Origin of the sequence: Rhodococcus sp. NJ-530, assembly GCF_003860625.1 — a bacterium.
Taxonomy (GTDB): domain Bacteria; phylum Actinomycetota; class Actinomycetes; order Mycobacteriales; family Mycobacteriaceae; genus Rhodococcus_F; species Rhodococcus_F qingshengii.
The window spans coordinates 2,213,279-2,227,754 of the sequence record NZ_CP034152.1 but is presented as its reverse complement, the minus strand read 5'-3'; the positions used below and the strand labels follow the sequence as shown (position 1 = coordinate 2,227,754).

14 protein-coding genes are annotated in these 14,476 nt (G+C 61.8%); 7 read left to right on the top strand and 7 right to left on the bottom strand.

Annotated features, from left to right (window positions below):
* The first annotated feature begins 39 nt into the window (after positions 1 to 39).
* Positions 40 to 831, top strand: coding sequence for a DNA-formamidopyrimidine glycosylase family protein (locus EHW12_RS10380; RefSeq protein ID WP_030535047.1), 792 nt, complete (start codon positions 40 to 42; stop codon positions 829 to 831).
* On the opposite strand, the gene EHW12_RS10375 is transcribed toward EHW12_RS10380, so the two are convergent.
* Positions 818 to 1,387, bottom strand: a complete 570-nt coding sequence (locus EHW12_RS10375) for a TetR/AcrR family transcriptional regulator (protein ID WP_007727263.1) — start codon at positions 1,385 to 1,387, stop codon at positions 818 to 820. The genes EHW12_RS10380 and EHW12_RS10375 overlap by 14 nt on opposite strands.
* 87 nt (positions 1,388 to 1,474) lie before the next feature.
* Here EHW12_RS10375 and EHW12_RS10370 point away from each other — a divergent pair, with 87 nt between their 5' ends.
* From EHW12_RS10370 to EHW12_RS10360, 3 genes are all read left to right on the top strand, one after another.
* On the top strand, positions 1,475 to 2,416 hold the full coding sequence (locus tag EHW12_RS10370) for an oxygenase MpaB family protein (protein ID WP_042449607.1): 942 nt from the start codon (positions 1,475 to 1,477) through the stop codon (positions 2,414 to 2,416).
* 17 nt (positions 2,417 to 2,433) lie between these two features.
* Positions 2,434 to 2,970 (top strand): hypothetical protein, encoded by a 537-nt coding sequence (locus EHW12_RS10365; RefSeq protein ID WP_003940745.1) that lies wholly within the window; start codon positions 2,434 to 2,436, stop codon positions 2,968 to 2,970.
* 102 nt (positions 2,971 to 3,072) lie between these two features.
* Positions 3,073 to 3,957: an aldo/keto reductase gene (locus EHW12_RS10360; protein ID WP_083057844.1), complete on the top strand. Its 885-nt coding sequence runs from the start codon at positions 3,073 to 3,075 to the stop codon at positions 3,955 to 3,957.
* A 36-nt stretch (positions 3,958 to 3,993) separates the two neighbouring features.
* Here EHW12_RS10360 and EHW12_RS10355 read toward each other — a convergent pair whose 3' ends face one another.
* Together EHW12_RS10355 and EHW12_RS10350 are read right to left on the bottom strand one after the other, a co-directional pair.
* A complete protein-coding gene (locus tag EHW12_RS10355) occupies positions 3,994 to 4,737 on the bottom strand; it encodes a 3-hydroxybutyrate dehydrogenase (protein WP_125050572.1) in 744 nt (247 codons plus the stop codon).
* Positions 4,734 to 6,110, bottom strand: coding sequence for an MFS transporter (locus EHW12_RS10350; protein WP_125050570.1), 1,377 nt, complete (start codon positions 6,108 to 6,110; stop codon positions 4,734 to 4,736). Before EHW12_RS10350 ends, EHW12_RS10355 begins: the two co-directional genes overlap by 4 nt.
* A 153-nt stretch (positions 6,111 to 6,263) precedes the next feature.
* Here EHW12_RS10350 and EHW12_RS10345 point away from each other — a divergent pair, with 153 nt between their 5' ends.
* Positions 6,264 to 7,211: a LysR family transcriptional regulator gene (locus tag EHW12_RS10345; RefSeq protein ID WP_058226453.1), complete on the top strand. Its 948-nt coding sequence runs from the start codon at positions 6,264 to 6,266 to the stop codon at positions 7,209 to 7,211.
* Here the strand turns inward: EHW12_RS10345 and EHW12_RS10340 are convergent.
* The 3 genes from EHW12_RS10340 to EHW12_RS10330 form a co-directional block, all read right to left on the bottom strand.
* The gene (locus EHW12_RS10340; RefSeq protein ID WP_030535052.1) at positions 7,180 to 7,896 is read right to left on the bottom strand and encodes a GAF and ANTAR domain-containing protein; all 717 of its coding nucleotides are present in this window, start codon (positions 7,894 to 7,896) and stop codon (positions 7,180 to 7,182) included. The two genes, EHW12_RS10345 and EHW12_RS10340, sit on opposite strands and share 32 nt — an antisense overlap.
* A 50-nt stretch (positions 7,897 to 7,946) precedes the next feature.
* Positions 7,947 to 8,414, bottom strand: a complete 468-nt coding sequence (locus EHW12_RS10335; RefSeq protein ID WP_228232568.1) for a hypothetical protein — start codon at positions 8,412 to 8,414, stop codon at positions 7,947 to 7,949.
* Between the two features lie 174 nt (positions 8,415 to 8,588).
* Positions 8,589 to 10,331 (bottom strand): glycerol-3-phosphate dehydrogenase/oxidase, encoded by a 1,743-nt coding sequence (locus EHW12_RS10330; protein WP_125050568.1) that lies wholly within the window; start codon positions 10,329 to 10,331, stop codon positions 8,589 to 8,591.
* Between the two features lie 108 nt (positions 10,332 to 10,439).
* On the opposite strand from EHW12_RS10330, the gene glpK reads away from it, so the two are divergent.
* Positions 10,440 to 11,930, top strand: a complete 1,491-nt coding sequence (gene glpK / locus EHW12_RS10325; protein ID WP_007727296.1) for a glycerol kinase GlpK — start codon at positions 10,440 to 10,442, stop codon at positions 11,928 to 11,930.
* A 171-nt stretch (positions 11,931 to 12,101) separates the two neighbouring features.
* A complete protein-coding gene (locus EHW12_RS10320) occupies positions 12,102 to 13,517 on the top strand; it encodes an MFS transporter (RefSeq protein ID WP_064443409.1) in 1,416 nt (471 codons plus the stop codon).
* Here EHW12_RS10320 and EHW12_RS10315 read toward each other — a convergent pair.
* On the bottom strand, positions 13,514 to 14,410 hold the full coding sequence (locus EHW12_RS10315; protein ID WP_030535055.1) for a LysR substrate-binding domain-containing protein: 897 nt from the start codon (positions 14,408 to 14,410) through the stop codon (positions 13,514 to 13,516). The genes EHW12_RS10320 and EHW12_RS10315 overlap by 4 nt on opposite strands.
* Positions 14,411 to 14,476: the final 66 nt, after the last annotated feature.

The window sequence follows — 14,476 nt, the reverse complement described above, 5'->3', positions numbered from 1 at the left end:
TCGTGGAAGTTGAGATCCTGAAGTGTGGGTGCGGCGACCATGCCTGAGGGCGATACCGTGTGGCGGGCCGCCAATGAACTGCGCGCTGCCCTGGCCGAGAAGGTACTCACCACCTGCGACGTCCGCGTTCCTCGTTACGCCACGGTTGATCTCTCGGGCCACCGCGTGGATTCCGTCGCCAGCCGCGGAAAACATCTCCTGATCCGAGTGGGCGAAGCGTCCATTCACACGCATCTGAAGATGGAAGGTCAGTGGCAGATTTATCGCCCCGGCGAGCGCTGGCGCCGACCCGCCCATCAAGCGCGCATCATCTTGGCCACCGAAGACTCTGTAGCAGTTGGCTTTTCACTGGGAATCACCGAGATCCTCGAACTCGGGCAGGAACAGGAGGCCGTCGGACATCTCGGACCGGATCTGCTCGGGACCGATTGGGACAGTTCCGTGGCCGCCCGAAATCTACGGGCCGCCGACTCCGTACCGATCGGAATCGCGCTCCTGGATCAGCGGGTGATGGCCGGACTGGGCAACGTGTACCGAAACGAGATCTGCTTCCTACGAGGTATTCACCCGAAAACGCCGACACATCTCGCGGGGAATCTCGACGCGATAGTGGATCTGTCTTTTCGCACCATCAACGTCAACAAGTCACGTCGCATCCGGGTCACCACCGGCGACACCCGCCCCGGTAGGCAGACATGGGTGTACGGCAGACGCGGAAAACCATGCCGCCGTTGCGGAACTCGCATCAGAGAAGACACCCTCGGACCGGATCAGCTCACCGAGCGAAATATCTTCTTCTGCCCGGCCTGCCAGCCCTTCACGCCTGGTTAGCGTTGATCAGCAGCCTGACGCAGTGGCGGACAAATCGATCACGGTCCACGACGATCGTGCCGTCCAGATAACCGATGAACAGTGTGAACAACGCCCCGACCAGTCCGACTGCCACCAGTTGCTTGTCCACGGGATCAGCGATCTCGGACAACTGGTCGTACACCAGGTCGACGAACGCCGGCATCGATTCGATACCGCGGCCGCTCAGGACGGGTTCCGACAGCGGGGCGATCAGGAGCACTCTCCCCATCGCCGGATCGTCGACCATGAGCTTGACGAAAGCGTCGACCGCAGCGGTGGCGACGGCCTCGGATGTCGTCTCCGACTCCACTGCCGACGCAAGCGCCGACTGCGCGCGCTCGGCGACAAACGTGTGGACCGCGACAACGTACTGATCGCGATCGGTGAAGCTTTCGTAGAAGTACCGCTCGGTCAGACCGGCAGCCTTGCAGACCGCACGCACGTTGACGGCCGGACCGTCGACCGCACCGAGCAGTGTCACTCCGACGTCGAACAACGTCGCCTTTCGAGTGGCCCTGCGTTCTTCGATGCTCACAACTTCCCCACTTCGCCGACACTTGATCTTCAATGCACCCGGCATTCGATCCTTGACTACCGCTGTTGTCGATCCTAATCTGACAACATGCGTAGTCAACTTGACGACAGCAGCACCCCGGTTCCCCTCGGTCCGGATTCCCTGACGTGGAAGTATTTCGGCGACTGGCGCGGGATGCTGCAAGGCGTCTGGGCCGGTTCGATGCAGAACATGCACCCCGGCCTCGGCGCCGGAGTCGAGGAGCATTCGCAATTCTTCGACGAGCGGTGGGAACGGCTGTACCGCTCGCTGTATCCCATTGCAGGCGTGGTCTTCGACGGCGATCGCGCGCAGCAGACAGCCGAAGAAGTCCGCGGCTATCACACACGAATCAAGGGCGTCGACAAGTTGGGGCGTCGGTATCACGCACTTGATCCCGACACTTTCTACTGGGCGCACGCAACGTTCTTCATGGGCACCATCGTCACTGCCGAGAACTTCTCCGGTGGCTTGACCGAGGCCCAGAAACGTCAGCTCTTCACCGAGCACATTCAGTGGTACCGCCTGTACGGGATGAGCATGCGCCCTGTTCCCGAGACCTGGGAAGCATTTCAGGAGTACTGGGACCACATGTGCCGCAACGTACTCGAAGACAACAAGGCGACCCGCGACGTCCTCGACCTGTCGGGACTCGGCAAGCCCCCGTACATGACGTGGCTACCCGATCCGTTGTGGCGGCTCGCCCGAATCCCCCTCGCCCGCGGATTCGTGTGGCTGACGGTCGGAATGTACGACCAACCGGTTCGAGACCTACTCGGCTACTCGTGGACCAGTCGCGATCAGAAAATTCACAACGCTGTCGGCCGCACCGTCAACGCCGTCTTCCGTCTGGTGCCGTGGCGATACCGGTATCAGCCACGTGCTCGCGCGGGATGGGATCGAGCTGACGGCCGAATCCCCGCCGATGCACCACTGGTCCACACACCGGCGCGCAACCTGCCCCCGCTCGAGCAGCGAGATAACCCGATGCACTACAGCCCCAGGGTCTGATCTGCCATGCTCTGAACATGGAGTGGGACCTGCGAACCCTGCTGAACCGTCCGATCACGTCTCACGGTGCGCCGCTGGGACAAGAACGTGTGGCGGCGAGGACCACCGCGTACATCTACGGCAACATTCTTGTCCTCGCCGCACTCATACCGGTGACGAAATCTCAGGAATCGCTCGGCGCCGCGATTGTGGTCGGCACGGCATTGTCGACATACATCGCCCACACATTTGCTGAGGGAGTCGGCGAGAGCATTCGCAACGATCGCCGACTGACGACCGCGGAGAGAATCGACTCGCTTCGCGATTCCGTCCCGATCCTCACCTCTGCGGTTGTTCCTGTCGTCATTCTCGCGACGGCGTGGTTCAACTTCCTGGAGCCACGGACGGCGCAGTTGATCGCGGAAATCGTCTTGATCCTGCGGATCGGTTCCACCAGTTACGTGATCAGCCGACTGCACGGCGAGAAAGTCAGTACGAACACACATCTGGCAGCCTTCGGCCTCGCTGCCGTCGCCACCCTCATAGTCGGGTTGAAGATAGTGCTCACTCATTGACGAGTCCCCCGATCGCGAATCCCCAGGCCTGAAGGGGTACTGCCGTTACCCGGCTGAGCAGTCACTCCCGCCGAACCCCCGGCCGCCGCTACCGTGGACGACATGAGCATCCCGAGTCTGAAACTGAACAACGGCGTCGACATCCCCGCGCTTGGCTTCGGCGTGTACCAGACGCCGCCGGACGAAACACTCGCCGCCGTCGAGTCCGCGCTATCGACGGGTTATCGCCATATCGACACTGCCGCGGCCTACGGCAACGAGAAGGGCGTCGGTGAGGCGATCCGGCGATCCGGACTCGATCGCGCGGACATCTTCGTCGAGTCGAAGGTCTGGATCACCGACTACGGATACGACGAGACTCTGCATGCCTTCGACAAGAGCGCAGGCAAACTCGGTGTCGAACAACTCGACCTCCTGATCCTCCACCAGGCGTTGCCGAGCGAGTTCGAGCGCACGATCGACGCGTACAGGGCGTTGGAAACGCTTCTGGACGACGGCAAGGTCCGCGCCATCGGAGTCAGTAACTTCATGCCGGATCACCTCACCCGACTCCTGGACGCAACGTCCGTGGTGCCGGCGGTCAACCAGATCGAGGTTCATCCGTACTTCAGGCAGTCGACTTTGCTCGAGGCCGACGCCGATCACGGGATTCTGTCTCAGGCATGGTCACCGATCGGCGGAATCACGTTCTACCGCGACGGCTCCCACGGCTCGACCCTCGAGGACGCCACCATCGGCGCCATCGCGACCGCTCACGGCAAGTCGCCTGCACAGGTGATGCTGCGCTGGCACCTCCAGCAGGGCCGCCAGGTGATCCCCAAGTCGGTGACTCCCTCGCGGATCGCGGAGAACTTCGACGTGTTCGACTTCGAACTCACCGCCGAAGAACTCTCCGCAATCGACGCACTCGACACCGGAGTTCGCGGCGGTCCCGAACCCGAGGTCATCACCCGCGAGAGGTTCGGAATCGAGATTCCCGAAGCCTGAACCCGGCAGCTTGAACAACACAGCAGCCCCAGTGATCTAGCTGGCGCTCCACCCGCCGTCGATGGTGTACGAAGCCCCCGTCACCATCGACGCCTCGGTCGATGCCAGCCACCCCACCAGCGATGCCACTTCCGCGGGCTCGACCATCCGTTTGATCGCGCTCTCGGTGAGCATCACCTTCTCGACAACCTCGGATTCACTGATTCCGTGAACCTTTGCCTGGTCGGAGATCTGGGATCGCACGAGTGGTGTCAGGACGTAGCCCGGATTGACACAGTTACTGGTGACACCGTGTGGGGCACCCTCGAGCGCAACAACTTTCGACAGGCCTTCGAGTCCGTGCTTTGCCGTGACGTACGCACTCTTGAATGCCGAAGCGCGGAGCCCGTGGACCGAGGAAATGTTGACGATGCGCCCGAATCCTTTGCGGTACATGTACGGCAGGGCCGCTCTGACCAGGAGGAACGGCGCTTCGACCATGAGGCGTTGAATCTTCCGGAAGTCCTCGACGTCGAAATCCTCGATGGGACTGACCCGTTGAATGCCGGCGTTGTTGACAAGTATGTCCGTCTCGAGTGCCAGATCCACGAGTTGGTCGGTGTCGAGGAGATCGACGGCCCACGCAGTGCCGTCGATCTCGTCGGCCAGCGCCTTCGCGGCGACGTCGTCGAGATCAGCGACGGTGACGTGGGCGCCGCGGGCGGCAAGGAGTCGAGCACACGCCTCGCCGATACCGCTGGCACCACCGGTGACCAGTGCCGTTTTGCCGGAGAGCATCATGCGGAAACACCGGCCCGCTCGTCGGCGAGCACTCGTGCGTCGGCAGCATCGACGGACTCGAGCGAGATTCCCTTGGTCTCCCGCGCGAAAACGACTGCGACGATAGTGACCAGGGATGCCAGCAGGAGATAGATCGCGATGGGGACCGAGGAGTCGAACTCGCTCAGCAGTCCGGTCGCGATGATCGGAGCCAGTGAACCTGCCACGATCGACGTGACCTGATATCCCAGGGAGACACCGGAATAGCGCATCCGGGTCGGGAACATCTCGGCCATGATCGCGGGTTGGCCGGCGTACATGAACGCGTGGAACACAAGCCCGATGATGATTGCCGACAAGATGACTGCATTGTGCCCGCTGTTCATCATCGGAAAGGCGAAGAATCCCCATGTTCCGGCGGTGACGGCGCCGATCATGTACACCGGGCGTCGACCGATCGTGTCGGACAGTTTGCCCACCAACGGAATCACTGCGAAGTGCACGGCATGTGCCATCAGCATCCACCAGAGGATGTGCGCCGTGTCCGCATGAACGACGACCTTGAGGTAGGTGATCGAGAAGGTCACCACGAGGTAGTACATGACGTTTTCGGCGAAACGCAGGCCCATCGCGGTCAACACTCCGCGCGGGTAACGCTTGACCACCTCGAAAACGCTGTACGAGGTTGCCTTGACCAGTTCTGCTTCCTTCTGCGCCGCAATGAAAATGGGAGCGTCGGTGACCTTGGCCCGAACGTAGTACCCGACCAGAACGATCACCGCGGAGAGCCAGAAGGCAACGCGCCAGCCCCAACTCATGAAGGATTCGTCCGAGAGCGTCGACGTCAGGATCAACAGCACGACAGTGGCCACCAGGTTGCCCATCGGCACGCCGGCCTGAGGCCAGGACGACCAGAACCCGCGAGATCGATTCGGGCTGTGCTCGGCGACAAGGAGTACCGCCCCACCCCATTCGCCGCCGACAGCAAATCCTTGGATGAAGCGCAGCGTGACCAGCAGTGCCGGCGCCCAGTAGCCGATCTGACCGTAGGTCGGTAGGCAGCCCATCAGGAAGGTCGCGGCACCGACCAGCAGCAAACTGAACTGCAACAACTGCTTCCGGCCGAACTTGTCTCCGAAATATCCGAAGACGATTCCGCCGAGTGGCCGGGCGGCGAATCCGACGGCGTAGGTGATGAAAGCCGCGATGATCGCATCCAGCTCGTTGCCGCCGCCAGGAAAGAAGACTTTGCTGAAGACCAGCGTGGCCGCCGTGCCGTACAGAAAGAACTCGTACCACTCGACCACGGTGCCCGCCATCGAGGCGCCGACCACCTTCTTCAGCCCCGATGGTGGGGCTTGGCTCTCGGGTTTCGGCATGTTGTCGACGCTCATCGTGGACTCCCTCGTCTTCAGTTCGCGATTCGCCTGCTCTTCACGATCACGAATGTGACCGCTCGCACATTTTTTGTGACTCGATGAGTATCGGTGCAGATTCTTGGCACGACAATGACAAATCTCGCACCATACAGGTGCAAAAATGCAGATATGACACTCGGACTGAGCCCGGACGACCTACTGGTGCTTCTCGCGGTCGGTCGCACCGGCCGCTTCAACACCGCCGCCGACGACCTGGGCCTCAACCACACCACCATTTCGCGCCGCATCGCCTCGCTCGAGAAGAGCCTCGGCGGCCGTGTACTGGTCCGCTCGTCCGGCGGCTGGGAGTTGACCGACCTGGGCAGACAAGCCCTCAGCGCGGCCGAGCGCATCGAGGCCGCGGTGAACGAACTGGCACTCGACTCCACCGGTCAGCAGCAACTCGACGGCGTCGTGCGGGTCTCGGCCACCGACGGCTTCAGCGCATACATCGCGGCCCCCGCCGGCGCAGCGGTTCGCAGACGCCATCCTCGCGTGAGCGTGGAGATAGTCGTCGCGACCAGAAAGGCGTCGCAGATACGCTCGGGGCTCGACATCGAGGTTGTTGTCGGCAAACCTCAAGTTCACCGCGCCGAGGCCGTCCATCTGGCCGACTACGCGCTGGGTTTGTACGCCTCCCGAGAGTATCTACGTCAGAATGCTGTTCCCGAAAGTGCCGAAGAGCTGGCCGAACACTCGCTCGTGTATTTCATCGACTCGATGCTGCAGGTCGACGAACTCGATCTGGCTCGCAAGCTCACGGTTTCCATGCGCGAGGCCGTCACGTCCACCAACGTGTTCGTCCACATCGAGGCAACGCGCGCGGGTGCCGGCATCGGCCTGCTGCCCTGCTTCATGGCCGAGCAGCACGACGATCTGATTCGCGTGCTGCCGGCTCACATCGAAGTCAGGCTTTCGTACTGGTTGGTGGCTCGTTCTGAATCCTTGCGCCGACCGGAAGTCGCAGCGGTGGTGACGGCACTTCGAGAGACGGTGGATCTCAAGCGATCTCAACTCCTCGGCTCGCCCGGGGCGAACGAAGCGCTCAGTCCAGAGTCGAACGATGCTGGACGATGACCTTGCGCGCCAACTCGGCGATCTTGACGTTCATGTTCTGCGAGGTTCGCACCAGAATGTCGAAGGCCTCGTCGTCGGACACCCGATGCAATGCCATCAGCAGACCGACGGCCTGACCGATTTCGCGACTGCTCGCCAGACCTCGCCGCAGCGAGTCGGCATCCTCTCCTCGGTTCAGCGCGGTGACGGCCACGGATGCAAACGATGCCAACATGATCGCGTGGTCGGCAACAGTTTCCGTGAATGCTCCCGGAGTGTCGGAGAAGAGGTTGAGGGCACCAAACTTCTGACGATCGACCATCAGTCGGAACCCCATCGAGCCACGAATGGGTGTCTCTGCCACGACTTTCCGAGCGAACTCGGGCCACTGATTCGGAGTGCGAAGATCTGACTCGAGCTGCGGCGCCTCCGTGTCGAGGGCGTCGATGCACGGCCCCTCGCCAGTCGCACGTTCGAGATCGTCTGCATACTCGGCGATCTCGTCGCTTGCCGCTACCGTGACGTTGGTGTTTCCCCGTCGCAGCATCAGGCTTGCGTGATCGCAACCGGGAATCAACTCGACAGCCGCCGAACAGATCGCGGAGTACACCTCGGCGCTGTCTGCGGCGGAGTAGAGGATCTCCGCCAACGCCGCGAACACTGCCGTGGGTTCTGTCAGTGCTTGATCGCGCTCAGCCATCTCCATACACCTCGGGGTCTACCGTTCATCGAATTCTTCACCGAACGGTACAAACCTTACTTACTCGAGCGGATGGGGTCGCCGCCGCTCGCCGATTCCCGCCCGTCCGTCCCCTGAAAAGCTTCCGTGGCCGCGCGGTGATGCAGAGCCGTGACGGTGGTGATCTGCTTGGACACCAGGTCGTTGAGCTCGCGGTACTGCTCCTCCGTCTCCCCGGCCGGAATGTCTCTCAGGACCTCCCACATCGCACTCTTGCCGCACAGAGCGGTCCGCATGATCTCGAGAGTTGCCAGCTTCACGAGACGGTTGCGCCAGATGGCGTCGACATGGACGAGGCGCCTGATCCGATTGACCGTCGCGTCGATCTTGGAGTACCGCGGCAGAGATATGCCCTGGGTGTCCTCGATCAGTTGCAGCAGCTGCTCGATCTCGTACTCGAGCTCACCCGGCAACGAGTCCAGCTCACCGTCGGCCCACGCGCCGTACGAGTCCGAGAGTGACCGCGAGAGTTGCAGCCCTACCATCGCTCCGCACAGGTGAGTGACCAGATAAGCAGTGGCTATGTGTTCCTCAGCAGATCTCGACCGACTACCGAACATTGGGATCCTCCTGGGCGACGCTCGACCGGTCTGTGCTGACACGGGTGGTGATTCGACATCCGCCTACCCGCGACAGACCGAGAACAAACGACGGGCGACTCAGACCCGATCCGGCACCACGACGACGGGTTCGAGGATCTCGGCCCGAGACTCCGGCGCTGCGGCGCGCAAGGCGTCGGCCGACTCGTCGTCCGGCTGGGTCTGCGACTCGATCTCCGCTTCGACGCGCGCTCGGTACGTGTCGACCTCGCGCTCGACGGTGGCGGGATCCCAACCGAGAATCGGAGCAACCAATCCGGCAACCTGTTGCGCACAGTTGACACCACGATGCGGGTACTCGATTGCGATGCGCATGCGGCGAGCCAGGATGTCGTCGAGGTGCAATGCACCCTCGGCCGCGGCGGCGTACACAGCCTCGACCTGAAGGTAATCGGGGGCATCTGTGATGGGCTGCAACAACTCCGGCGTCTGTCGGCCGAGTTCGAGGACCTCCGTGATGAGTGAACCGTAGCGGTCGAGCAAGTGCTTGACGCGATACGGATGCAAGCCGTACTGCTCGCCCAGTTGCACAGTCTGATTGATCAACGCGAAGTATCCGTCGGCGCCGACGAGCGGCACCTTCTCCGTGATCGACGACGCCACTCGCGCCGGAATGTCTTCTGCTGCGACATCGACGGCGTCTTCCGCCATGACCCGATACGTCGTGTACTTTCCACCGGCGATGGCGACCAGGCCTGGAGCCACACGGGCAACGGCGTGCTCGCGCGAGAGCTTCGACGTCTCGTCGCTCTCACCGGCAAGCAGCGGACGCAGGCCTGCGTAGACACCGTCGATGTCGGCGTGCGTCAGCGGCGTGACCAGGACGGAGTTCACGTGGCCGAGGATGTAGTCGATATCTGCTTTGGTTGCCGCTGGGTGAGCGAGATCCAAGTTCCAGTCGGTGTCCGTGGTGCCGATGATCCAGTGACTGCCCCACGGAATGACGAACAGCACCGATTTCTCGGTACGCAGGATGATGGCGGCTTCACTGACGATGCGATCGCGCGGGACGACGATGTGTACGCCCTTCGACGCTCGCACCCGGAACCGTCCGCGCTGACGTGAGAGGGCCTGGATTTCGTCCGTCCAGACACCGGTTGCATTGATGACGACGTGACCCTTGACCTCCGCGGTACGGCCGTCTTCGCAGTCGCGAACACGAACTCCCGAGACCCGGTCCGCTTCACGCAGAAATCCCACGACCTGCGTCGACGTTCGGACGACCGCGCCGTAGTGGGCGGCGGTCCGTGCAACGGTCATGGTGTGCCGAGCGTCGTCGACGACGGTGTCGTAGTACTGGATGCCACCGGTCAGTGAACTGCGCTTGAGGCTCGGCGACATGCGCAGTGCGCCCGCCCGCGTCAAGTGCTTCTGGGAGGGGACCGACTTGGCGCCGCCCATTCGGTCATAGAGGAAGATTCCCGCGGCCATGTACGGGCGCTCCCACACGCGGTGAGCCAGAGGGAACAAGAACTTCAGCGGCTTGACCAGGTGCGGAGCGAGCGTGGTCAGCGAGAGCTCGCGCTCACGCAATGCTTCACGAACGAGGCCGAATTCGAGTTGCTCGAGATAGCGGAGACCGCCGTGGAACATCTTCGACGAGCGACTGGACGTACCGGATGCGTAGTCACGGGCCTCGACCAACGCAACCTTCAGCCCGCGGGTGGCCGCATCGAGGGCCGCTCCGACACCGACGACACCACCGCCCACCACGACGACGTCGAATTGCTCGGTCTGAAGTTGTTCCCAAGCAGCTTCGCGCTGCTGCGGGCCGAGAAACTGCGCACCTTGCTGCTTACTCAACCCGGTCTCCTGTAAGTCGACGACGAATCCGTTTACAGGCTAGTAGCTTGATCCACATACTGCGACAGCGCACGGATTACTGCGAACACGCCCGAACCTAGGAGCACAGTGAATCAATACATCGCCGCCATCGACCAAGGCACGACGTCGAGCCGCTGCATGATCTTCGATCACGACGGCGCCGTGGTGAGCGTTGCGCAGAAAGAACACGAGCAGATTTTCCCGCGAGCAGGTTGGGTCGAGCACGATCCGGTGGCGCTGTGGATCAACACTCGGGAGGTGGTGGCCGGCGCTCTCGCGAAGGTCGATCTCACGCGGGCCGACATCGCTGCCGTCGGAATCACGAATCAGCGTGAGACGACCGTCGTTTGGGAGCGTTCGACGGGTAAGCCGATCTACAACGCGATCGTGTGGCAGGACACGCGCACGGATCAACTGTGTGTCGAACTGGGCGGCGACGAGGGTCCGGACAAGTATCGAGACAAGACCGGACTACCACTCTCGACCTACTTCGCCGGGCCGAAGATCCGCTGGATTCTCGACAACGTCGACGGTGCGAAAGCAAAAGCGGAGGCCGGCGAATTGTGCTTCGGCACTGTCGACACGTGGATCGTGTGGAACCTGACCGAGGGCGTCCACGTGACAGATGTCACCAATGCGTCACGCACGATGCTGATGGATCTCGAGACCCTCCAGTGGGACGAATCGATCTGTGCGGACTTCGGAATCCCGATGTCGATGCTCCCGGAAATCCGTAGTTCCTCAGAGGTCTACGGCACAGGACGTCCACGCGGCAATCTCGCCGGTGTGCCGGTCGCCGGAATCCTCGGTGACCAGCAGGCAGCCACATTCGGCCAGGCCTGCCTCTCCGAGGGTGAAGCCAAGAACACCTACGGCACCGGCAATTTCATGCTTCTCAATACGGGCACGAAGCCGGTGCACAGCAAGCACGGACTACTGACGACCGTCTGCTACAAACTCGGCGAAGCCCCAGCCGTGTACGCACTCGAAGGTTCCGTCGCCGTGACGGGTTCCTTGGTCCAGTGGCTTCGAGACAATCTCGGAATCATTCAGAACGCCAAGGACATCGAGCCGCTCGCCGCAAGTGTCGATGACAACGGCGGCGCCTACTTCGTGCCCGCGTTCTCCGGGCTGTTCGCACCTCGGTGGCGACCGGATGCCCGGGGTGTCATCGTCGGCCTGACGCGCTTCGTCAACAAGGGACACCTGGCCCGCGCAGCGCTCGAGGCGACGGCATACCAGACCCGCGAGGTCATCGACGCCATGCGAGCGGATTCGGGAGTCGAACTGTCCGCACTGAAGGTCGACGGCGGCATGGTGGTCAACGAAACCCTGATGCAGTTCCAGTCGGACATCCTCGGAGTTCCCGTCATCCGTCCGGTGGTCAACGAAACGACAGCTCTCGGTGCTGCATACGCAGCGGGCCTCGCCATCGGTTATTGGGCCGATACCGAAGACATCCGCAACAACTGGGCCGTCGGCAAGACGTGGGAACCGGCGATGGACGAGTCCGAAAGGTCACGGCTGTACGCGGAGTGGAACAAGGCCGTCGAGCGGACGTACAACTGGTCCGAGTAATCACCCCGATCCTTCCATACCGGAAGAGCTGATCATGGTCGCCTATTGATACTCCTGAGGTATCAATAGGCGACCAAGTTGGTATTGGACGTGACCTACACCACTCTGCGAATCTCATTCAGGCACGCCACGTTTCGGCGCCGCGAATGTTGCAGAGAAAGGTCGCCACGCATGAGTTCACCCACTCGCAGTTCCGAGGAGATCAACGCCAAGGCGCGAAGAGCCGGTATCGCTTCGTTCATCGGAACCACTATCGAGTGGTACGACTTCTACATCTACGGCACTGCCGCTGCCCTGGTATTCGGCGACATCTTCTTCTCCGACACTCTCCCGAACGGAGTCGGAACTCTCCTCGCCTTCATCACGCTCTGGGCAGGCTTCCTCGCCAGGCCGATCGGCGGGATCATCTTCGGACACCTCGGCGACCGGATCGGACGCAAGAACACTCTCGTCATCACCTTGATGATGATGGGTGTCGCCACGGTCGGCATCGGACTCCTCCCCACCTACGCACAGGTCGGGATCTGGGCGCCGATCGGTCTGGTCACCCTTCGCGTCATCCAAGGAGTCGCGGTCGGTGGCGAGTGGGGCGGCGCAGTGCTCATTGCCAGCGAAAATGCACCGAAGGGCAAGAGCATCCTCTACTCCGCGTTCGCCCAACAGGGCTCACCCGCCGGAAATCTGTTGGCCACCATCGCGTTCTTCCTTCTGTCCTCGATGCCGACGCCGTCGTTCCTCCTGTACGGATGGCGCATCCCGTTCATCATCTCGGCGGTGCTGGTCATTCTCGGGATGATCATTCGCCTCAAACTCGAAGAGTCGGACGAGATGAAGGCCGTTCTCGCACGCAAGAAGGTCGTCAAGCTTCCGCTCGCCGAAGTCTTGCGCAAGCATTGGGTACTGGTTCTCCTCGGCGCCGGCGCACTTCCCCTCGCCCAGGTCACCTATTTCAAGAACACCTTCGCATTGTCCTGGGCTACAAAAGAACTCGGATACGATCGAGGAACCTTCCTGGCCGCCATCGCGATCGCGCTCGTCGTGCAGTTCATCGTCCAACCTTTCGGTGCCGTCCTGGTCTCCAAGATCGACATGCGAAAAGCCATGTGCCTGATGGTGATACCGGAGTTCGTCCTCATGCCCGCCATGTTCTTCGCGATCCGAACCGGGAACTTCACCATCGCAGTCGTCGCGATGTGTCTGGCCACGATCCCGCACTCGATGTTCTACGGCGCCATCGCCGGCGTTCTCGCTCGTGCCTTCCCCGCCAACATCCGTTATACCGGTCTGTCGACGGCGTACCAATTGTGTTCCCTTGTCGTCGGCGGCGGAACTCCCGTACTGGCGCAGTGGATGCTCAACACGTCAGGCAATATCGTCGGGGTCGCGATCGTATCCGGGCTGTACGCCCTTGTCTCGCTGATCTGCACCCTGCTCCTGCTCCGACGTACCGGCTACAACGCGGGCGAACTCTCGACGGCCGAACAAGCGGACTACGACGAACTCGAACTCGAAAACACTCTTGTCAATACTGCGAACTCACCGAAGTCCGAAGCGGGTGAGATTCCTACCGGTCGGGCAACCGTCTAGGCCAGGGACGGCAGCGCCTGCTCGGACAATTTCAACACTTCGAGAAGAGCAGGTCTGTCGTCTCCCTCTCGCCAGGCGATACGCAGTTGAAGAGGAGGAGGTGGGTCCATGACCGGAACAAAGACAACATCAGGATTCACGATGCTCTGGGCCACCGAGGAAATGGTCAACGAGCATCCGATTTCCGCGGACACCAGCGCGATCAACGACATCGAATCCGGTGCCGTCTGCACGATGCGAGCCAGGAACCCTGCGTTCTTCGAGGCAGTGAGCAGAGACTCCCGCAGAATCGAACCTGGCTCCGCCGGAAGCGTCACCCAATTCTCGGACTCCAATTCGATCAACCGAACCGAGTCCCTCGACGCCAACGGGTGGTCTTTGGACATGGCCACCAGAAAGTTCTCCTCGGCGATCAATCTCGACGTGATCCCGAGCGGCGGTACGGTCCACCGCACCATCCCGATGTCGAGTCGTCGATCGAGCAGCATCAACAACGCCTCGTTCGCGAAAGCAGAACTGTCGAGCACGAATTCGATACCGGGATTGGTCTTTCTCACCAATTTCGCCCACCTCCCGACGAGCAGATGCGAAGAAGTCCCCGCGAAACCCAGGCGAACGCGACCTGTCGTTCCCTTGCCTGCCGCAGACACCGCGATCTCGGCCATCCGGCACGCGTCCAGAATCTCGCGCGCCGGAAGCAGCAGCGCTTCACCGGCAGCAGTGAGCCGCACAGTTCGAGTGCTCCGATCGAACAACGGCGAACCGAGCTGTTTCTCGAATTGCCTGATCGTTCGACTCAGCGGCGGTTGCGCAATCCGAAGCCGCTGCGCCGCACGGCCGAAATGTAGCTCCTCAGCCACCGCGAGAAATGCGTTGATCTGATGAATTTCCACCCGACATTGTTGCGCCACACCGGCCGAACATGTCAAGTTCCGAAACCGACCGAGTGCGCGAAAGAA

Excerpts from the sequence above, each read along its gene's own strand:
- EHW12_RS10380 (WP_030535047.1), top strand. The coding sequence starts at position 40 with ATGCCTGAGGGCGATACCGTGTGGCGGGCCGCCAATGAACTGCGCGCT.
- EHW12_RS10370 (WP_042449607.1), top strand. The coding sequence starts at position 1,475 with ATGCGTAGTCAACTTGACGACAGCAGCACCCCGGTTCCCCTCGGTCCG.
- EHW12_RS10365 (WP_003940745.1), top strand. The coding sequence starts at position 2,434 with ATGGAGTGGGACCTGCGAACCCTGCTGAACCGTCCGATCACGTCTCAC.
- EHW12_RS10360 (WP_083057844.1), top strand. The coding sequence starts at position 3,073 with ATGAGCATCCCGAGTCTGAAACTGAACAACGGCGTCGACATCCCCGCG.
- EHW12_RS10355 (WP_125050572.1), bottom strand. The coding sequence starts at position 4,737 with ATGATGCTCTCCGGCAAAACGGCACTGGTCACCGGTGGTGCCAGCGGT.
- EHW12_RS10350 (WP_125050570.1), bottom strand. The coding sequence starts at position 6,110 with ATGAGCGTCGACAACATGCCGAAACCCGAGAGCCAAGCCCCACCATCG.
- EHW12_RS10345 (WP_058226453.1), top strand. The coding sequence starts at position 6,264 with ATGACACTCGGACTGAGCCCGGACGACCTACTGGTGCTTCTCGCGGTC.
- EHW12_RS10340 (WP_030535052.1), bottom strand. The coding sequence starts at position 7,896 with ATGGAGATGGCTGAGCGCGATCAAGCACTGACAGAACCCACGGCAGTG.
- EHW12_RS10335 (WP_228232568.1), bottom strand. The coding sequence starts at position 8,414 with ATGGTAGGGCTGCAACTCTCGCGGTCACTCTCGGACTCGTACGGCGCG.
- EHW12_RS10320 (WP_064443409.1), top strand. The coding sequence starts at position 12,102 with ATGAGTTCACCCACTCGCAGTTCCGAGGAGATCAACGCCAAGGCGCGA.